The organism is Enterobacter cloacae complex sp. 2024EL-00711 (genome assembly GCF_047529885.1).
Classification (GTDB): domain Bacteria; phylum Pseudomonadota; class Gammaproteobacteria; order Enterobacterales; family Enterobacteriaceae; genus Enterobacter; species Enterobacter ludwigii.
This window is the reverse complement of sequence record NZ_JBLIZC010000002.1, coordinates 93,979-113,362: the sequence shown is the minus strand read 5'-3', so window position 1 is coordinate 113,362 and position 19,384 is coordinate 93,979. Positions and strand designations below refer to the sequence as shown.

Genomic DNA, 19,384 nt, shown 5'->3' with positions numbered 1-19,384 from the left:
TGCCCCACACTCCAGAGAGGCGGCGATGTTAAGAAATCACGGTGATTGTTACTGTGAATCAACGCACAAATTGTTACAGAAATATGACAATGTGCGCAGAAAAGCGCATGGAATCACGTTTCACTTTCGAATTTCGTTCGTTTATGTTCGAAATCAAACAAACCACAGTTTTGATGTGGCTAAATGGTAAAAAACGAACACAGAGGGATAACAATGACAATTCACGATCCTCGCTACAGCGATGTGATTATCATTGGCGGTGGCGCGACCGGCGCCGGCATCGCACGCGACTGCGCCCTGCGTGGGCTGAGCGTCACGCTTCTGGAGCGCCATGACATTGCGACGGGCGCAACCGGGCGCAATCATGGCCTGCTGCACAGTGGTGCCCGTTACGCGGTGACCGACCCCGAATCCGCGCGGGAATGCATTGCTGAAAACCAGATCCTCAGACGCATTGCCCGCCACTGCATTGAACCGACCAACGGTCTGTTCATTACGCTTCCCGAAGACGATCTCTCATTTCAGCCAACCTTTGTGACCGCCTGCCGCGCTGCAGGGATTGAGGCTGACGTCATCGACCCCGAACTCGCGCGTCGTCTGGAACCGTCTGTCAACCCGGCCCTTATCGGTGCGGTGAAGGTCCCGGACGGCACGGTTGACCCTTTCCGCCTGACCGCCGCGAACATGCTGGACGCCCGTGAACACGGCGCACAGGTTCTGACCGGGCAGGAAGTGACCGGGCTTATCCGTGAAGGGAACCGCGTCTGCGGCGTACGTGTTTTTGATACGCAGTATAAGGAGCATGGCGAACTGTACGCCGCCGTGGTGGTCAACGCGGCGGGGATCTGGGGGCAACGCATCGCGGAGTACGCCGAGCTGTCTGTGCGCATGTTCCCGGCAAAAGGCTCGCTGCTGATCCTCGACCACCGCATTAACAACCACGTGATCAACCGCTGCCGCAAACCTTCTGATGCCGACATCCTGGTGCCGGGCGATACCATTTCGCTTATCGGCACCACCTCAACCCACGTGGACTATAGCGAGATTGATTACAACCGCGTGACCGCCGACGAGGTGGATATCCTGCTGCGCGAAGGGGAAAAGCTGGCCCCTGTGATGGCGCAGACCCGAATTCTTCGCGCCTATGCTGGCGTGCGCCCTCTGGTGGCGAGCGATAACGACCCGAGCGGGCGCAACGTCAGCCGTGGCATCGTGCTGCTCGACCACGCCGCACGCGATGGCCTGGATGGGTTTATCACCATCACCGGCGGCAAGCTGATGACCTACCGCCTGATGGCCGAGTGGGCAACCGATGCCGTCTGCCGCAAGCTGGGTAATAGCGAACGGTGTGTGACTGCAGAGCAACCTCTGCCTGGCTCGCGTCAGTCCACCGAGAAAACGCTGCAAAAAATCATCTCCCTTTCCGCCCCCCTGCGCGGTTCCGCCATCTATCGCCACGGAGACCGCACGCCGGTCTGGCTGGGGGAAGGACGGCTGAGCCGTAGCCTGGTGTGTGAATGCGAAGCCGTCACGGCGGGTGAAGTGCAATACGCCGTGGAGAATCTGACCGTCAACAGCCTGCTTGATTTACGTCGGCGCACCCGCGTGGGCATGGGCACCTGCCAGGGTGAGCTGTGCGCCTGCCGTGCCGCCGGGTTGTTACAACGTTTTCATACCACCACTGCCACCCAGTCGCTGGCACAACTCAGTGATTTCCTGAACGAACGCTGGAAAGGCATTCAGCCTGTCGCCTGGGGTGATGCACTGCGTGAAAGCGAGTTTACCCGCTGGGTCTACCAGGGGCTGTGCGGTCTTGAGAAGGAGCAACAGGATGAAATTTGATACCGTGATTGTCGGTGGTGGGCTGGCGGGTCTGCTCTGTGGTATCAGGCTAACGAAGCAGGGGCTGCGCTGCGCCATCATCACCCGGGGCCAGAGCGCACTGCACTTCTCGTCGGGTTCGCTGGATCTGCTGGATGAGGCATATCGCGATGCCCTGCCGCCAGAGCATCCCTATAACCTGACGGGCAGAGACACCGTCGACCGCTTCGCCCATGAAGCCGAAACCCTTCTGGCCGAGTGTGGCGCACGGCTGCAGGGTAACGCCCGGAAAAATCATCATCGGGTTACCCCGCTCGGCACCCTGCGCTCTGCCTGGCTCAGCCCGGAAGAGGTGCCTGTTGCCCCCTTCAACGCAGGACGGGTCCTGGTCGTGGGTATTAGCGGTTTTCTTGATTTCCAGCCCCACCTCGCTGCGGCATCGCTCTGTCGCCAGGGCGTGAACGCACACACGGCTGAGATAGAGCTTCCTGAGCTTGACGTCCTGCGCGACAACCCGAGCGAGTTTCGCGCGGTGAATATTGCCCGTTTTCTCGATAACGACGATAAATGGCCGCTACTGTATGCCGCGCTCCGGCCGCTTGCCGAAGGTTGCGACACGCTGTTTATGCCCGCCTGCTTTGGCTTAAGCGACAACCGGCTCTGGCGCTGGCTCTCGGATCGCCTGCCCTGCTCGCTTGGCCTGCTGCCGACGCTTCCCCCTTCTGTCCCCGGCATTCGCCTGCATACCCAGCTTCAGCGTCGGTTTATCGCTCAGGGTGGCGTGTGGATGGCGGGTGACGAGGTGAAAAAAATCACCCTGACGGATGGCTCGGTGAGCGAAGTCTGGACGCGTAATCACGCTGATATTCCGCTTCGCGCGCGTTATACGGTGCTGGCAAGCGGCAGTTTCTTCAGCAACGGTCTGCTGAGCCGTCGGGACGGCATCCAGGAGGCAATTATGGGGCTGGATGTCCGGCAAACGCCCTCCCGCGCGGACTGGTATCAGAGTGATTTCTTCACCCCACAACCCTGGCAGCAGTTCGGCGTGATTGTCGATAAGCAACTGCACCCGCAACTTTCTGGTCAGCCGGTCAGTAATCTCTATGCCATTGGCTCTCTTCTGGGGGGATACGATCCCATCGCTCAGGGTTGCGGCGGCGGGGTCTGCGCCATCACGGCGCTGTATGTGGCAGAGCAAATTGGCCAGCGCATGGAGGCTGAGCAATGAACGATACCCGGTTTGAAAGCTGCATCAAATGCACAGTTTGTACCACCGTCTGCCCGGTCAGCGGTGTGAATCCGCGCTACCCGGGCCCGAAACAGGCCGGACCTGACGGCGAGCGCCTGCGTCTTAAAGACGGTGCGCTGTACGATGAGGCGCTGAAATACTGCATCAACTGTAAACGTTGCGAAGTGGCCTGTCCGTCGGACGTGAAGATCGGCGATATCATCCAGCGAGCCCGCGCGCGTTACAGCACGCAAAAGCCGTCCCTGCGCGATGCGATCCTGAGTCACACCGACCTGATGGGCAGTGTCTCCACGCCTTTTGCCCCGCTGGTGAATGCTGCAACGTCTCTCAAGCCGGTGCGAAAACTGCTGGATGCGACGCTGAAGATAGACCACCACCGCAGCCTGCCAAAATACTCTCACGGTACCTTCCGGCGCTGGTATACATCCGTGGCAGCGGAACAGGCGCAGTACACCGATCAGGTCGCGTTCTTCCACGGCTGCTATGTCAACTACAACCACCCGCAACTGGGAAAAGATCTGCTGAAGGTACTCAACGCGATGGGGACCGGCGTGCAGCTCCTGAAGAAAGAGAAGTGCTGCGGTGTGCCGTTGATTGCCAACGGTTTTACCGATAAGGCGCGCAGACAGGCCAAAAGCAACGTCACATCCCTGCGCGAGGCCATCGTTGATAAAGGAATTCCGGTACTGGCCACCTCGTCCACCTGTACCTTCACCCTGCGTGATGAGTATCCGCACCTGCTGGACGTGGATAACACCGGTCTGCGCGAGCACATTGAGCTGGCGACGCGTTTCCTGTGGCGCAAACTGGACAGCGGGCAGACGCTGCCGCTGCGGGAACTACCGCTGAAAGTGGTGTATCACACACCGTGTCATATGGAGAAAATGGGCTGGTCGCTCTATACGCTTGAGCTGTTGCGGCTCATTCCGGGGCTGGAGCTGACGGTGCTGGACTCGCGGTGCTGCGGCATCGCGGGCACTTACGGCTTTAAGCGAGAAAACTACGAAACGTCACAGGCGATCGGCGCCCCGCTGTTTCGCCAGATTGAAGAGAGCGGCGCAGATATCGTGGTCACCGACTGCGAAACCTGCAAGTGGCAGATAGAGATGTCTACCAGCAAGCGCTGCGAGCATCCGATCACTCTGCTGGCGAAGGCGCTGGGCTAAACCATGCCGGGGCAAAACGCCCCGGCAAAGGCATCACTCAACAAACAGCGATTCGACAACATTAATCCAGCCGTGCTCGCTGGCCACCTCTTTACCCTTCAGCCAGCGGCGCAGCATGTTCAGCGCCATCATGGCGCAGACCTCCTGACGTACCGCCAGATTGTGGCGGGTAATGCTCATTTTAACCCGCAAAGCATACGTGCCTTCCGGCGTCGCCAGCGCAAAGTTGAGATGTTCCTCATCCAGCCCCCCCACAAACAGCGCCAGGCCAGCAAAATGTTTCACTCTTCTTTCCGAAGCCCAGCGCGCGGTCTGCGCCAGCGTTTCCTGCTGGAACGGCACCACTTCACTGGCCAACAGCGGCGCACTGGCGCGCGACAGCTGTAGCGCCAGCAGGCCGCCGGTGAACTGTTCGCTTAAGGTCACGCTCAGCTGCCGAGACTGCAGATGTGACGCAATCTGCGCCGGCAGCCCCTCGGTGCCTTCAAAGATCAGGCTTTCACCGGCCACGCGCTGCACCTCCGGCCAGAGCGCCAGCATCGCCGCCTTCTCTGAGGCCGGTCCTGTCAGCTTGAGTTCAATGATGGGCATGGAGGAGCGGTAGCCCATTGAGACACCGGGTGGCAGGGAAAGATGATCAAGACTCTGGGCCAGATCGCTTTCGGAACGGCCAAACGTGGTCAGACGCAGGCAGAGCGGAGGCTCAGGCAGGGTAAAACGTTCGCGAAGGCGCGGCAGGATCTGCTGCTCAACCATCACTTTAAATTCTGACGGTACGCCCGGCGTGAAGAACATCAGGCAGCGGTTCAGCGTAATGGCAAACCCACACGCAGTACCCACGGGGTTATCGACCAGTTCGGCGCTGGCGGGAATTTCCGCCTGCTTGCGGTTGCTGGGTGCCATAACACGGCCACGTTCGGAGAAGAAACGCTCCATCTGCGCCAGCCACTCTTCATGAAGCACCAGCCCTTCACCTTTTGCGGTCGCGGCGGCCAGGGCGCTGAGATCGTCGCTGGTGGGACCGAGCCCGCCGTTCACAATCAACACGTCGGCGTGTTCGCTACGCTCGCGCAGCACATTCACCAGTGACTCAAGATTGTCGCCCACCGTATTGCGACGCGTTAACGGTAATCCTTGCTCAAAGAAAAGATCGGCAAGCCAGGCAGCATTGGTATCAATAATTTGTCCATGCAGCACTTCGTCGCCGGTGGATAACATCTCCACGTTAATCATTGTGTTCTCCCGCTTATATGGTCAAAACACTATAGCGCAAATGGATGTCGGGAGAAGAGAGAAACTGGCGCGACAGAATGCCGCGCCGGCGTGATTAGAACCCTGCGCTGACCCCCACGTACGGACCGTCAGCCAGTGCGTTGTCGCGGTTGCCGTCTTTACCCGCCAGGTTCAGATAGCGATAGCCCGCTTCAATCGTAATCGGACGCATGATGGTCCAGCGCGCGCCCGCGTTGGCTTCTTCATAGCTGTCGATACCGCTGGAGAGCGAATCCGGAGAATAGTAATACTCGCCGAACAGGCCGAAGCTATCGCCAATTTTCCACTGCAGGCCGCCGCCTACCGCCGCCGCGTAACCTTCATCGCCGTCGTTCGGGTTAGTGTAAATTCCCTTACCGCCCACGGTGGCCAGGAACGGGCCAAGCGGAATGTTCAGACCCAGGCCGAGGCTTGCCGCATCGCCATCGTCATCGTTATGTGTCCAGCCGCCGGTCATCGCCAGACCGGAGGTCTCGGTCCCAAGGCCAAAGCCGAGGTGAGTATAATCCTGACCCGCCGAGCCGTTGAAGCTGATGGCGCTCGCCGCCGAAGAAACAACCATCAGGCCTAAGCCCACTAATGCCACTTTTTTCATTGTCGTGATCCCGCACAATTTTATAGAGAAGTCCCAAAACCGCGAGATTTTAACCTGAGTCGCCCGGGGATCAAGCACTCTGCGTGCGGCAGACAAGTAGTTTGTAACGATTTGATACCCGGTGTTTTTTTACGTGAGCAGCAGAAAACGCATTTTAACGCTCAGGCCACCCAGCGTTTCGCTGCGCGTCAGCTGTAAGGGACTTCGGTGCAGACGGGCAATATCAGCGGCCAGCGCCAGCCCGATCCCTGACCCGGCGGCATCTCCGACGTTATCCAGCCGGTGGAAAGGCAGCATCGCCTGCTGGATCTGGTCCTCTTCAATGCCCGGACCACTGTCCTCCACGCTCAGCTCAACGGCGCCCTGGCCTGTTCGCAGGAACACGGTCACTGTCCCTTCTGCAGGGGTATATTTGATCGCATTCTCCAGCAGGTTGGCGCACAACTCCCCCAGCAGCACTTCCTCGCCTTCGATCATGACCGGCTGCTGCCGACCGTCATAGCCCAGGTCAATCGCTTTACTGCGCGCCTGCGCCAGCCGGGAGAAGCAGCAGTTTTGCACCACCTGAACCAAATCTACCGGCGCAAACTGGCCCTCCCCCTGCTCCTTACGCTTCACCGCGGAAAGCTGCAGCAGCCGTTCGGTCAGTACAATGGTGTCATCCAGGGTCGCATTCATTGCCCGCAGGCTCTCCTGCCACAGGGCGGGATCCTGACGCGTCAGGGCAACGGAGACCTGGGTTTTCAGCACCGCCAGCGGGGTTTTGAGCTGATGCGAGGCATCCGCGTTGAAACGTTCCTGACGCGACAGCACGCCGCGCAGCCTGTCGATATAGCGGTTGAATGCCACAATCAGCAGCCGGGTCTCAGACCAGGGCAACAACTCCGGCAGCGGCGCGAGCAGGCCAGGATCACGGCGCACCATCAGCGAAGAGAGCTGGCGCATTGGGCGCAGTACGCGACGCAACAACCACGCGGTCAACACCAGGGTCAGCAGCACCAGCAATCCCTGAGAGACCCATGATGAAAAGAGCAATTGACTGGCGAGATAGCGGCGGGACTGGAGCGTCTCCGCGACATAAATCTCCGCCATGCCGACGATATTCCCTTCATTGACGGGCTGCAGCAGACGCGCGACACGGATCGCCTGCCCGCGATATTCGGTGTGATAAAACCAGGCCAGCGCCGGATAGAGCGTGGTGCGGGATGTTGCCGGGGGCATCCGGGGCAGATCGTCATAACCGGAGATCACCCGCCCGTCGGGATCGACCACTTTATAATAGAGCCGGTCGTTCATATTGAGTTCAAAGCTGTCGAGCACCACCCAGGGAACATTCACGCCCAGCCTGCCGTCGTGAACCTCCAGCCGCTCCGATATTGTTCGGGCAGAGGATAACAGCGTGCGGTCGTAAGCCTGCGTGGCCGCCTGCAATGCGCTGACATAGCTGTTAAATGCCGACAACCCCCACAGCAACAACAACGGAAGCCCAAGAAACAGCAGCAGTTGCAGGTAAAGCGACTGCGGCTTAACCCACCTCATCGCCGCACTCCAGCACATAACCCAGTCCGCGAAGGGTGGTGACCCTCACGCCGCTACCGCTGAGCTTTTTGCGCAGACGATGAATATAGAGATCGATACTCTCCGGGCTGACGTCGTCATTCAGGCTAAACACCTGATCGAACAGCTGCTGCCGGGAAACGGGCCGGGTCCGGCGATGCATCAACACCTTCAGCAGCGACAGTTCGCGTGGCGTGAGCGACAGAGGCTCGTCGCGCAGCAGGAAAAAGCCTTCGTCGTCATATTCCAGCTCCCCAAGGCGCTGACGCTCCTGCGTTCGCCCTTCGCTTCTGCGCAACAGGGCGCGCAGCCGCGCGTCAAGCTCCTCCAGCTCAAACGGTTTCGGCAGATAATCATCCGCCCCGGCGTTGAGCCCTTTCACCCGGTCCGCCACGTTGCTGCGCGCGGTGAGAAACAGGACGGGCAGCGTCTGACCGCGTTTACGCAGACGATGCACGACCTCCAGACCGTCAAAGCCAGGCATTCCGATGTCCAGAATGGCAACCGCATAGCTTTCTCCCTGCAGCAGATGGTCGGCGGCGCGCCCGTCAGAAACGCAGTCCACGGCAAAGCCCTCCTGCACCAGCGCTTTCTCCAGCCAGTGAGCCAGCTCACGATTATCTTCCGCGAGTAAGAGACGCATATCACATCCTGTAAAGTTGGTGTCGCATTGAAAGGGAAATGAAAGGTTATTGTTTTAACAATCACGCAACGGAACCGCTACAAGGTGGTTCACATAATCAGAAAAAAGCCCCGTACCCGTACTCCCGGAACTCCGGCGTGAGGATAAACGATGAAAAAACAACTACTTTCGACGCTTGCTGCAAGCGTATTGATGATAAGTGCCTCTGTCGTTCAGGCGCAGGATGCCCCGTCCCGCACCGAGTGCATCGCGCCGGCGAAACCCGGCGGCGGTTTCGATCTCACCTGCAAACTCATTCAGGTCAGCATGCTGGAGACCGGCGCTATCGCAAAACCCATGCGTGTGACCTATATGCCCGGCGGCGTGGGTGCCGTTGCGTACAACGCGATTGTCGCGCAACGCCCTGCGGAAGCCGGCACGGTGGTGGCTTTCTCCGGTGGCTCGCTGTTGAACTTGTCTCAGGGGAAGTTTGGCCGCTACGGCGTGGATGACGTGCGCTGGCTGGCAACCGTCGGTACCGACTACGGCATGATTGCCGTGCGCGCGGATTCACCGTGGAAATCCCTGAAAGACCTGCTGACCGCCATGGAAAAAGATCCGAACAGCGTGGTGATTGGCGCCGGTGCCTCCATCGGCAGCCAGGACTGGATGAAAGCCGCCCTGCTGGCACAGCAGGCGAAGGTTGATCCTCACAAGATGCGCTACGTGGCGTTTGAAGGGGGCGGCGAACCGGTGACGGCGCTGATGGGAAATCACGTTCAGGCGGTATCTGGCGATCTCAGTGAAATGGTGCCCTACCTGAACGGCGATAAAATCCGCGTGCTGGCGGTCTTCTCTGAGAACCGCCTGCCGGGCCAGCTGGCGAACGTCCCTACCGCAAAAGAACAGGGTTATGATCTGGTCTGGCCGATTATCCGCGGTTTCTTCGTCGGGCCAAAAGTGACCGATGCCGAATATCAGTGGTGGGTCGAAACCTTCAATAAACTCCAGCAGACCGAAGCGTTTAAAAAGCAGCGCGATCTGCGCGGGCTGTTTGAGTTCAACCTGAGCGGCAAGCCGCTGGATGAGTACGTCAAAAAACAGGTCAATGACTATCGCGAACAGGCGAAAGCCTTTGGCCTTGCCAAATAACCGGAGGCGGTATGAGCGATCGTATTTTTGCCGGGATTTGGCTGCTGCTCTGCGTCGGTGGGATGTTCGTCGCCTGGCAGATCCACAGCGAATACAGCTATGAACCAGTGGGGCCGCGCCCTTTCCCGATGGGCATTGTTGGACTGATGCTGCTCTGCTCGGTGGCCCTGCTGCTCCGTCATCCGGATACCGTAGAGTGGCCACCGCGCCGTATTCTGCAGCGTCTGCTGGTGATGGTCATTGTTCTGCTGATGTACGCCTGGGGTTTTGAGTGGCTCGGTTTTCCGGTTGCAACCGCCATCCTGACGATGGTGATCGGCATGCTGTTTAACGCCACCCTTCCGGCGGCGGGGATTTCCGGCGCGGTAATGGGGATCTTGCTGTGGTTTGCCTTTGACCGCCTGCTGGATGTGACCTTACCGCTCGGCGCATGGTTTAATTAACGGAGCACGCTATGGATACCTGGATTTATCTCTCGCAGGGGTTCGCCGTGGCGATGACCCCGGAAAACCTGGTGATAGCCCTGATCGGCTGCTTTGTCGGGACCATTGTGGGTCTGCTGCCCGGCCTTGGGCCGATTAACGGCGTTGCCATTTTACTCCCGCTGGCGTTTGCCCTGCATCTGCCTGCGGAATCGGCGCTGATCCTGCTGGCGACGGTGTATATCGGCTGTGAATATGGCGGGCGTATTTCCTCCATCCTGCTGAACGTGCCCGGCGATGCGGCGGCCATTATGACCGCGCTGGATGGCTACCCGATGGCACGGCAGGGTCGCGGTGGCGTGGCGCTGTCCATCTCCGCGGTCAGTTCGTTTTGTGGTTCACTGATTGCCATCGGCGGTATCATTCTGTTTGCCCCTGCGCTGGCCCAGTGGTCGCTGGCGTTTGGTCCGGCAGAGTATTTTGCGCTGATGGTCTTTGCCATCGCCTGTCTCGGCAGCATGATGGCGCAGAATCCGCTGAAATCGTTTTTGTCCGCGCTGATTGGCTTAGGGTTAGCCACCGTCGGCGTGGATGCCAACACCGGGGTTTATCGCTTTACCTTTGACAGCGTGCACCTTTCCGACGGCGTGCAGTTTATCGTGGTCGTGATTGGCCTGTTCTCGGTCTCTGAAATTTTATTGATGCTGGAACATACCAGCAGCGGACAGACGCTGGTGCGTAAAACGGGCCGCATGCTTTTCAGTGCCAAAGAGGGCGCACAGTGTATCGGCGCGACGCTGCGTTCGTCGGTGATTGGCTTCTTCGTCGGCATTCTGCCGGGGGCCGGGGCCACCATCGCCAGCGCCATCACTTACATGACCGAGAAAAAGCTCAGCGGCAACAGTGACAGCTTCGGCAAGGGCGACATTCGCGGGGTAGCGGCCCCAGAGGCTGCGAATAACGCCTCGGCCTGCGGTTCGTTTATCCCGATGCTGACCCTTGGCGTGCCGGGCTCGGGCACCACGGCGGTGATGATGGGCGCGCTGACGCTCTATAACATTACGCCTGGACCGGCCATGTTTACCGAGCAGCCGGATATTGTCTGGGGGCTGATTGCAGCGCTGCTGATCGCCAACGTGATGCTGCTGGTCATGAACATTCCGCTGATTGGTCTGTTCACCCGGATGCTGACAATTCCCCTGTGGTTCCTGGTGCCGGCTATCGCGGCCGTCTCTGCGGTGGGGGTGTATGCGGTACATAGCACCACTTTCGATCTGGTGCTGATGGTGCTGCTTGGCGCACTGGGCTACATCCTGCGTAAGATGCACTTCCCGATGTCGCCGCTGATTTTAGGCTTTGTGCTGGGAGAGATGCTGGAGCAGAACCTGCGCCGCGCCTTGTCCATCAGCAACGGCAATATGTCTATTCTGTGGGACAGTAGCGTGACGAAGGTGCTGTTAGCGATGGCCATCCTGGTGATTGTGGTTCCACCGGTATTGCGTCTGCTGCGTCGCCGCCAGCGCAAACCGGCACCGGATATCGGTTGATTATCCTTTCAACAGACGGGTGACCCACTGTTTTAATGCCTGGCGGGAGATCTTAATCCCGCCATTTTTAAGCTCTGCCGGCAGCATCAGCCAGTGCACCGGCTGCTCAAAGCGCGCCAGTTTACCCTGTACCCACGCCGGGAAGCCGGTGATATCGGTTCCCGGTTCACACTCCACCACCGCCACCGGACGCTGACCGAACTCGGCGTCATCGAGTGGGACGATAAACGCCTGGTTTATCTGCGGATGGCGGGCAATAACCCGCTCAAGGCTTTCCGGCTGGATCCCTTCGCCCCCGCTGAAAAAGAGGTTGTCCATTCGGCCAAGGATCGTCAGGCGCCCGTCATGCCATTCCCCGCGATCGCGGGTGGCAAACCAGCCCTGTGCATTGGTCAGCGGAATCAATGCACCGTCCCGCCAGTAACCTGCGGCCATACTTTGCGCTTTGATCCACACTTCACCGTCAACCACCCGCACCTCTCTGCCCGGCAACGCAGCGCCGACGTCCGGTTCACCGTCCGCCTCTTTGGCACAAACCGTTGATGCAAACTCCGTCAGACCGTAGCCACAGAAAGTGCGGATCCCCCGCTGGCCCGCCTGCTGAGTCAGGTCAACGGGGATCGCGGCCCCACCAAGCAGTACGGCTTTCAGCGCGACAGGCTGATGTGCATTAAGCAGACGCCAGAGCTGCGTCGGTACCAGTGAGGCATGCGTACAGCCCTGCAGGGCCTGCGCCAGCGGCTGCTTCTCGCGGACGGTTAAGCGCGCGCCAGCCTGCAGCCAGCGCCACAAAATCCCCTGCCCGGAGACATGAAACAGCGGCAGGGAGAGCAGCCAGTCGTCTTCATCGCCGTAGGGCATCAGCGAAAGCACGCCGCGCGCACTGGCAAGATGGGCGGCACAGGTATGGACCGCCGCCTTGGGTAAACCGGTTGAACCGGATGTCAGCGTCATGGAAGCCAGCCGCGACGGTTGCCACGCCACGCGACACCCGCCCGGCGCCTCGCGCATACTGAGTGCCACCAGCCCGTCGTAGACGCCGTCCAGCACCAGGGCAAAGCGCAGCGTCAACTGCGGGAGCAACACGTCCAGCAACGGGTGCGGCAGCTGCGGGTTAACGGGAAGAATACGTGCCCCGCACTGAAGCAATGCCAGCCACGCCATCAGGGTTTGCGGGTGATTATGCGCCAGCAGCAGTACGCCGTCGCCCTCCTGCACACCCTGCAGCTGAAAGCCTGCGGCCAGTCTGTCGATGCGCGCACACAGCTGTTGCCAGCTGAGCGTCTCATCGTTCAGCCTCAGGGCCGGTTTATCAGCATACTGCGAGCACCAGTGTCGCCACGGCCAGTCGGTAAAACTCATAGCAACGGCTCCAGCCCCTCAACGTCAAGGAGCGGCAGCGTGCTGTCTGGCCACGTTCGGATAAGCTGATTTTGCATCAGGTTCAGCGTATCGAGACCGGGGACAGTGTCTGGCGTTAACCAGGCGGCAATGCGCGCCAGTTGGGTTAGCCCCAGGCTGGACTCAATCGAAGAGCTGATGACCGCCGTCAGCCCGGCGGCATGGGCCGCCGCGACCTGCTCGCGTACCTTAGCAAGGCTGCCGGTCAACGTCGGTTTAATGACCACCGCGCGGACACCCGGTTCGGCGACAAACGCAAAGCCGTCTTCACGCAGGCTTTCATCCCACGCGATGGCAATGCCGGTTTCACGGGCAAACGCCCGGGAATCGTCGCGAGTTTTACACGGCTCTTCCAGAAACGCGATACGACTGCGGTACGCCGGGTTTACGTACTTCGCGAACTGCTGCGCCTTCAGCGGCGTCCAGGCGCGGTTAGCATCCAGACGCAGATGCAGGTCGGGCAATGCTTCCAGTAAGAGGTTAGCGACCATCCCATCGCGTACCGCTTCATAGAGACCGACTTTGATTTTCGCCACTTTCTCGCCTGGCATGGCGGCGAGCAGCGCAAACAGCTCATCCGGATCGCCCGTACAGAGCGGTGCCGCACGGTAATTAGCCTCTGCAGGCAAGCTACCGTCCAGCTCCGCCAGCGCGCAGCTAATACCAAAAGCCGCGGAAGGCACCTCCGGCAACGCCGGGTTCGCGCCCTCACGCCACTCACTGGCCCACGCCAGCAATACCGCCTGCGCGTCCTCCAGCGATTCAAGGCTAAAGCCCGGCAGCGGCGAAATCTCGCCCCAGCCTTCCTGCTCGCCCTGCTGCAGATGCACCAGCATGCCATCACGGGTTTTTAACCGCCGTTCACGCAGCACCACGCCCGCGTCCATAGGTATCTGCCAGCGGTAAACCTGCGCGCGACGCATTACGGATTCCGTTTATATTTGCTGAAGTCAGGCTGGCGTTTTTCGTTAAAGGCGTTGCGACCTTCCTGCCCTTCTTCGGTCATGTAGAACAGCATGGTGGCGTTACCTGCCAGCTCCTGCAGACCTGCCTGACCGTCACAGTCGGCATTCAGGGCCGCTTTCAGGCAGCGCAGCGCCATTGGGCTGTTTTGCAGCATTTCACGACACCAGCGCACGGTCTCTTTCTCGAGGTCGGCAATTGGCACCACGGTGTTCACCAGACCCATATCCAGCGCTTCCTGAGCAGTGTACTGACGGCACAGGAACCAGATTTCGCGGGCTTTTTTCTGACCGACAATACGCGCCATGTAGGAAGCACCCCAGCCACCATCGAACGACCCCACTTTCGGGCCCGTCTGGCCAAAGATGGCGTTCTCTGCGGCAATGGTCAGGTCACACATCATGTGAAGCACATGGCCGCCGCCGATGGAGTAGCCTGCCACCATCGCCACCACCGGTTTTGGACAAGTGCGGATCTGGCGCTGGAAATCGAGCACGTTCAGGTGGTGAACGCCAGAGTCATCCTGGTATCCGCCGTAATCGCCGCGCACTTTCTGATCGCCACCGGCACAGAACGCTTTTTCACCTTCGCCGGTCAGGACGATAACACCGATGTTGTCGTCATAGCGCGCGTCTGCCAGCGCCTGAATCATCTCTTTGACGGTCAGCGGACGGAACGCGTTACGCACCTGCGGGCGGTTGATGGTGATTTTGGCAATGCCGTCTGCGGATTTGTGGTAACGAATGTCGGAGTAACCTTCGGAGCAGTCTTGCCATTCAACCGGCGCATAGAGCATGTGTTCATCAGGATAGATCATAGAGAGTCCTTTATTCGAAGACGCAGTATCTGAGCCAGACTCGCAGCAACCGCAGCGGGGTTTTCCCGGTGGGCGTTGTGTCCGGCATGGGGAATCGCATGGCGTACGGCGTGCAGTTCAGCCGCAAGGGCTTTGAACTTCTCATCACGTTCACCATATAAATAATCAAAAGCGACGTTGCAGGCGCTCAGTCCCGGACGCAAATCAGGCTGCACGGCCAGCGAGGTGGCCTCGAGCATCATCGCCAGAGTCGCGCCATTGTTCTGGCTACGCTGACGAATAAGCGCCTGCCGCTGAACGTCCGTCAGGGAAGCAAATACGGGTTGTCGGTACCAGTCAGTGAAAACCACGTCGAGTGCCTCGGTACGAAAGCGCCGCGCCCAGCGGCGATCGGATACCAGCCGCGCACTCCGCTCACCGGCGTCCTGTAGCCCGGGATGGCCGCCTTCCACAATAATGCCCTTCAGCCCCTCTGGCTGCTGGCAGGCATGGAACATCGCAATGCGGCCGCCGAGGGAGTACCCCACCAGCCAGAAATTCAGTATGTTGTAACTAAGCAGGGTCCGGGTCAGCAAATCGCTCATCTCCTCGAACCCGGTCACGCCAGTATTGCCGGAAACACCGTGCCCCGGCAGGTCGAGATACAGCCGCGGGTAATCGCTCAGCGCCGCCCCGACCGTCTGCCACTCGCGGCAATCCCCGGAAAAACCGTGCAAAAAGACCAGCCAGGGATAACCCGGCTTTCCAGCCTGCTGCACGCCCGCGAGGATCACAGGTGGCTTACCTGGGCCAGCAGGCTTTGCAGTTTCTGCGCGCCGTCAGCATCGTTCACCACCAGCTCGATCAGCGTTGCACCGGGCTGTCGCCAGGCACTGCTCAGAGCCGCATCAAGCGCTTCCCAGCTTTCCGGGCGATGGTATTTCAGGCTGAACATTGCCGCGGCGTGTTCAAACTGCACGTTCTGGGGCATCAGATAGAAACGCTCACGTTCGCTCTGCGGGGTGGGCAGCAGGGAGAAAATCTGTCCACCGTTGTTGTTAACCACAATCAGCACAAACGGTGCCGAAACCTGACGCAGCAGCGCCAGGGCATTGAGATCGTACAGTGCGGAGAGATCGCCGACGATTGCCAGCGTAGACTTCGCGCTGGCACGCTGTACGCCCGCCGCCGTGGAGATCAACCCGTCAATGCCGCTGGCTCCCCGGTTACTGTAGACCGGGTAACCGGCTGGCAGCTTTGAAAAGGCATCTATCAGGCGAACCACCAGACTGTTGCCGACAAACAGCTGCCCCTGCTCGGGCAGATACTGACGAATACGGTGTGCCAGCCCGGCCTCACTGAACGTTTCGCAGCTCGCCTGGGTTAACGCCCAGGCCTGTTCCGAAAGCGCCGGGATCGCAACGGCCCAGGGCTTGCGTTTTTCAGCTGGATGGAGCGCAATCCAGGCATCAATCTCACTGACCAGACGACGACCACGATGGTGCGCCGGGTCGAGCCGCCCTTCCAGCGAGTCCACCAGCCAGTACTCTTCTGGATCACAGGTAGCCTGCCACTGCAGTAACCGTTTGCCGGTCAGGCTTGAGCCGAGCTGGATAATAATCTGCGCCTGCGCAAGCTCGGTGACCGCCTTCGCATTCCCCAGCCAGAGATCGGCACACGGCAGCGGCTGACCGGTCTGGGAAAGTACGTCGCCAATCAGCGGCCAGCCAAGGGTTTGCGCCCATTCCGCAACCAGCTTGCCTTGCGCGGCGCTCATGCGCCCGGCAACCACCACGCCACGCTTCTGCCGCCAGAAGAACCAGTCACGTTGTCTGGCGCTTTCAGGATGCGGTTGTGCACGCAGCCACGGCTTTTCACTTTGCCACCACTCACCCAGGGTGCGCTGCCATTCAAGACCGGTGTCATCCATTTCGCCATACAGCGGTTCGGCAAACGGACAGTTAATATGCAGCGCCCCGCTGCGCAGTGTCCCGATGGCATGATCGATTGTCGAGACCAGCCAGCTTGCCGGAATATCCTGAGTAGGACGCGGTAACGCGATTGCCTGTGAAGGATGCGAGGCAAAGATGCCCGGCTGACGAATGGCCTGGTTGGCGCCACAGTCGATAAGCTCGGGGGGACGATCCGCGGTCAGCAGGATCAGTTTCTCCCCGGTTAATCCGGCTTCGATCAACGCCGGATAGAGGTTTGCCACCGCGGTACCGGAGGTCACAATCACCGCCACAGGCTCGTTGCTGACTTTCGCCAGCCCCAGCGCCAGATGGCCAAGCCCGCGTTCATCAAAATGAGTGTGGTGAATAAATGCCCGGTTTTCAGCGGCCGCCAGCGTCAGCGGCGTTGAACGAGAACCCGGTGCAATACACACGTGCCTGACGCCATGGCGAGTCAGGGCTTCAAGGATCACCGCCGCCCAGCGTCGGTTAAAAGAACTTACTGACATGAGATTGTCCGGTATCAAGAATGCGACACAGTATAAATAATAGAAAAAATTGGAATTTTGATATGAATCGGGATTGCGCGAATCAGTCTTAATCCCTTAGGAGCAGAGAGCGCAGTCCGGCCGCTTTGTTTTCTATCTCCTGCCACTCCTGCTCCGGATCAGAGCCGCTGACAATTCCTGCCCCGGCGTACAGCCGCAGGGCGTCTTCGTAAACACGGGCAGAACGCAACGCCACGCAGAACTCGCTTTGTTCAGGGGATAAATACCCGGCAGAACCGGCGTACCACTCGCGGTCGAACGGCTCGTTGTGGTGGATAAAGTCGCGCGCCGCCTGACGCGGCAGGCCGGCGACGGCCGCCGTGGGCTGCAGAACATGCAGACATTGTGCATCGTCAGCGTGTTTGAGCTCGGTCCAGATACAGCGACGCAGATGCTGTACTTTACGCAGCCGTACAACCTGGGCGGGCAGCACCTCCAGCGTCTGGGTATGGTGCTGGAGCCGCTGGCAAATATCTTCCACTACCAGCATATTTTCACGCTGATTTTTGTCGTCGTTCATCAGCCAGTCGCCCAGCCGTTCGGCCTGTTTATCATCGGTATGGCTGGCGACGGTGCCTGCCAGCGCTTCCGTGCGCAGCAGCTTGCCGCGTCTGCGCCACAGGCGCTCGGGGGTCGAGCCGAGAAACGCGTTGCTGGCATCGAATACCATGCAGAAATGGTAGCAGTTCAGGTTCAGGGCGCGGCTGGCAGCCATCAGTGCGACAGGGTTAACAGAGTGCTTAAACTGCAGGTCGGTTGCCCGGGCGAGCACCACCTTTTCAAAATCACCGCGAGCGATGGTCTGGGTTGCCTTGCGGATAAGGCGCAGCCATTCGGGTTGTTCCGGATGATGCTTTTCCTGCACAACCTCAACGGACAGCGGACGAATGGGTCTTGCCTCACCGAGCTGCTGGAGAAAATCCAGCGCGGCGCGGGCATCATCGTGAAGTGAACTGTCGCTCCACAGCTGCAGGCGTAACGTGGCCTGTCCGGCGGTACGTCGCCACAGCAGACGCGGTAAAAACAGACTGCCCTGCTCGGGATTAAACGCATTCAGGCCGCAGATACGCGTGTCGCGGGCCGCATCATGCGCCTGCAAAAACTGTGAGGCAAATGCCAGAGAGGAGAAATGCGCGACGGCACCAAGCGCAGCAAGTTCTTCATCACCGTTACGCTGTTGCCAGTAAAACTGAGGATAGCAATGCTGAACGCCCAGCCAGGCCAGGGGATCGAAGGCGTCGTTTAACGGGAAAGAGACGTCGAAGTGATGTAAACCGGGTGCAGTGGGTAACGCTTGCGTAAGCTGGCTACGCAGATGCTCCAGCGCGGTGGAAATCGAATTCACGCGAACCTCTCCCTGTTAAAACCGCATATTATACGGGGTACTGACCATAAATAGCAGTACCCACGTATAGGGAGTGGTTAACCGTATAAGGAACGTTAACGGCGGGCTAAAAGCAGCCCCAGCACCAGTCCGACAGCTGCCCCTACCCCGATGCCTTGCCATGGTTTTTCATGGACGTAATCATCGGCACGGTATACCGCCTTTTTCGCGCGGTAGTAGTAATTGTCCGAAGCATGGCTGACGCGATTTTTAACATCATCCAGCGCTTTTTCGGCACGGGCTTTCAGCTCAATATATTTCTGATCGGCAGGGTCGCCCGACGAACGTAACACCTCTTCCAGCGTTTCGCTCAGCAAGGCCAGGTCGTCATCGATACGGGTATCCCAGGATTGAAATGACATATTTTTCTCCATGTTAGTACACCAGTCCGCTAACTATAGCCAACGACTCGCCATTACGCCTGTTTCGCTTCCCGCGCCATGCCGATGTGTGGAATACCGTCCTCATCGTACACGTCCGTCACGGGGGTAAACCCAAAATGCCCATAGAACGGTTGCAGGTGCGCCTGCGCGCCCAGATATAACGCCTTGTCCGGCCACTGTTTTTGGCACGCTTCCAGCGTTTTTTCCATCAGCTGATAGCCCAGTTTTTCACCACGCGCGTTGCCGCTGATAATCACGCGACCAATCACGACAGGCTCAAAATCATCTTCGCTTTTCAGAATCCTCGCATACGCCACCAGCGCGTTGTCCCGCCAGCCAAGAATATGGCGATTCTCGCCAATAAGATCATCGCCATCGATATCCTGATACGGACAGGTTTGTTCAACAACAAACACTTCGCAACGCAGTTTAAGCAGCGCGTAAAGTGACGTTACCGTGAGCTCACTATGGTGTAAATCTTGCCACTGGATCATGTCAGTCTCCTTCCTGGGTTCATCACGTTATACTAAACCCCTCCCCGTTCGGCAAAGGGC

General features: G+C 59.2%; 18 protein-coding genes. 6 read left to right on the top strand and 12 right to left on the bottom strand.

Going from position 1 to position 19,384, the window contains the following annotated elements:
- Window positions 1-213 precede the first annotated feature (213 nt).
- From glpA to glpC, 3 genes are read left to right on the top strand one after another with little or no spacing between them, the layout of a single operon-like run.
- A complete protein-coding gene (gene glpA, locus ACMVME_RS06960; RefSeq protein WP_032678599.1) occupies window positions 214-1,842 on the top strand; it encodes an anaerobic glycerol-3-phosphate dehydrogenase subunit A in 1,629 nt (542 codons plus the stop codon).
- On the top strand, window positions 1,832-3,049 hold the full coding sequence (gene glpB / locus ACMVME_RS06955; RefSeq protein ID WP_047742954.1) for a glycerol-3-phosphate dehydrogenase subunit GlpB: 1,218 nt from the start codon (window positions 1,832-1,834) through the stop codon (window positions 3,047-3,049). The genes glpA and glpB overlap by 11 nt, the downstream gene beginning before the upstream one ends.
- Window positions 3,046-4,236: an anaerobic glycerol-3-phosphate dehydrogenase subunit GlpC gene (gene glpC / locus ACMVME_RS06950; protein ID WP_063156661.1), complete on the top strand. Its 1,191-nt coding sequence runs from the start codon at window positions 3,046-3,048 to the stop codon at window positions 4,234-4,236. The genes glpB and glpC overlap by 4 nt, the downstream gene beginning before the upstream one ends.
- A gap of 33 nt (window positions 4,237-4,269) precedes the next feature.
- Here glpC and ACMVME_RS06945 read toward each other — a convergent pair whose 3' ends face one another.
- The 4 genes from ACMVME_RS06945 to tctD form a co-directional block, all read right to left on the bottom strand.
- Window positions 4,270-5,469, bottom strand: a complete 1,200-nt coding sequence (locus tag ACMVME_RS06945; RefSeq protein ID WP_050737128.1) for a nicotinamide mononucleotide deamidase-related protein YfaY — start codon at window positions 5,467-5,469, stop codon at window positions 4,270-4,272.
- A 94-nt stretch (window positions 5,470-5,563) separates the two neighbouring features.
- A complete protein-coding gene (locus ACMVME_RS06940; protein WP_049022318.1) occupies window positions 5,564-6,103 on the bottom strand; it encodes a YfaZ family outer membrane protein in 540 nt (179 codons plus the stop codon).
- Window positions 6,104-6,232: 129 nt separating this feature from the next.
- Window positions 6,233-7,642 (bottom strand): sensor histidine kinase, encoded by a 1,410-nt coding sequence (locus ACMVME_RS06935; RefSeq protein WP_068794831.1) that lies wholly within the window; start codon window positions 7,640-7,642, stop codon window positions 6,233-6,235.
- Window positions 7,629-8,303: a transcriptional regulator TctD gene (gene tctD / locus ACMVME_RS06930; RefSeq protein WP_014170976.1), complete on the bottom strand. Its 675-nt coding sequence runs from the start codon at window positions 8,301-8,303 to the stop codon at window positions 7,629-7,631. Before tctD ends, ACMVME_RS06935 begins: the two co-directional genes overlap by 14 nt.
- A 150-nt stretch (window positions 8,304-8,453) precedes the next feature.
- Here tctD and ACMVME_RS06925 point away from each other — a divergent pair, with 150 nt between their 5' ends.
- From ACMVME_RS06925 to ACMVME_RS06915, 3 genes are read left to right on the top strand one after another with little or no spacing between them, the layout of a single operon-like run.
- Entirely contained in the window at window positions 8,454-9,434 is a 981-nt protein-coding gene (locus ACMVME_RS06925) for a Bug family tripartite tricarboxylate transporter substrate binding protein (protein WP_014170977.1), read from the top strand.
- Window positions 9,435-9,445: 11 nt separating this feature from the next.
- Window positions 9,446-9,877 (top strand): tripartite tricarboxylate transporter TctB family protein, encoded by a 432-nt coding sequence (locus ACMVME_RS06920; protein ID WP_020883153.1) that lies wholly within the window; start codon window positions 9,446-9,448, stop codon window positions 9,875-9,877.
- A gap of 11 nt (window positions 9,878-9,888) precedes the next feature.
- A complete protein-coding gene (locus tag ACMVME_RS06915) occupies window positions 9,889-11,403 on the top strand; it encodes a tripartite tricarboxylate transporter permease (protein WP_068794832.1) in 1,515 nt (504 codons plus the stop codon).
- On the opposite strand, the gene menE is transcribed toward ACMVME_RS06915, so the two are convergent.
- From menE to ACMVME_RS06875, 8 genes are all read right to left on the bottom strand, one after another.
- The gene (menE, locus tag ACMVME_RS06910) at window positions 11,404-12,765 is read right to left on the bottom strand and encodes an o-succinylbenzoate--CoA ligase (protein WP_068794833.1); all 1,362 of its coding nucleotides are present in this window, start codon (window positions 12,763-12,765) and stop codon (window positions 11,404-11,406) included.
- Entirely contained in the window at window positions 12,762-13,727 is a 966-nt protein-coding gene (gene menC / locus ACMVME_RS06905) for an o-succinylbenzoate synthase (RefSeq protein ID WP_068794834.1), read from the bottom strand. Before menC ends, menE begins: the two co-directional genes overlap by 4 nt.
- Entirely contained in the window at window positions 13,727-14,584 is an 858-nt protein-coding gene (menB, locus tag ACMVME_RS06900; RefSeq protein WP_014170982.1) for a 1,4-dihydroxy-2-naphthoyl-CoA synthase, read from the bottom strand. The genes menC and menB overlap by 1 nt, the downstream gene beginning before the upstream one ends.
- Entirely contained in the window at window positions 14,581-15,357 is a 777-nt protein-coding gene (gene menH, locus ACMVME_RS06895) for a 2-succinyl-6-hydroxy-2,4-cyclohexadiene-1-carboxylate synthase (RefSeq protein WP_068794835.1), read from the bottom strand. The genes menB and menH overlap by 4 nt, the downstream gene beginning before the upstream one ends.
- Window positions 15,354-17,024 (bottom strand): 2-succinyl-5-enolpyruvyl-6-hydroxy-3-cyclohexene-1-carboxylic-acid synthase, encoded by a 1,671-nt coding sequence (gene menD, locus ACMVME_RS06890; protein WP_068794836.1) that lies wholly within the window; start codon window positions 17,022-17,024, stop codon window positions 15,354-15,356. Before menD ends, menH begins: the two co-directional genes overlap by 4 nt.
- 88 nt (window positions 17,025-17,112) lie before the next feature.
- The gene (menF, locus tag ACMVME_RS06885; RefSeq protein ID WP_068794837.1) at window positions 17,113-18,408 is read right to left on the bottom strand and encodes an isochorismate synthase MenF; all 1,296 of its coding nucleotides are present in this window, start codon (window positions 18,406-18,408) and stop codon (window positions 17,113-17,115) included.
- A gap of 95 nt (window positions 18,409-18,503) precedes the next feature.
- Window positions 18,504-18,809 (bottom strand): stress response protein ElaB, encoded by a 306-nt coding sequence (gene elaB / locus ACMVME_RS06880; RefSeq protein ID WP_020883147.1) that lies wholly within the window; start codon window positions 18,807-18,809, stop codon window positions 18,504-18,506.
- 53 nt (window positions 18,810-18,862) lie between these two features.
- Entirely contained in the window at window positions 18,863-19,324 is a 462-nt protein-coding gene (locus ACMVME_RS06875; RefSeq protein WP_014170987.1) for a GNAT family N-acetyltransferase, read from the bottom strand.
- Window positions 19,325-19,384 lie beyond the last annotated feature (60 nt).